The organism is Pseudomonas sp. IT-P12, from assembly GCF_949767465.1.
In the GTDB taxonomy this organism is placed as follows: Bacteria; Pseudomonadota; Gammaproteobacteria; order Pseudomonadales; family Pseudomonadaceae; genus Aquipseudomonas.
The window spans coordinates 1-273 of sequence record NZ_CATKPY010000018.1 but is presented as its reverse complement, the minus strand read 5'-3'; the positions used below and the strand labels follow the sequence as shown (position 1 = coordinate 273).

At 62.6% G+C, this 273-nt stretch carries 1 pseudogene; it reads left to right on the top strand.

The features are described 5' to 3' along the window. Nucleotides 1-273 (top strand): annotated as a pseudogene (locus ACM6IM_RS08645) (electron transfer flavoprotein subunit beta/FixA family protein); the annotation flags it as partial.

Here is a 273-nt window from a genome sequence, read left to right as displayed (position 1 = left end):
TTGGCTCTGGGTGCCGACCGCGCCATCCTCGTCGAATCCGCCGAAGATCTGACCTCCCTGGCCGTTGCCAAGCTGTTGAAGGCCGTTGTCGACAAGGAACAGCCGCAGCTGGTGATCCTGGGCAAACAAGCCATCGACAGCGACAACAACCAGACTGGCCAGATGCTTGCCGCCTTGAGCGGCTACGGTCAGGGCACTTTCGCGTCGAAAGTCGAAGTGTCCGGCGACAGCGTTGCCGTGACCCGCGAAATCGATGGCGGCGCGCAGACCGTC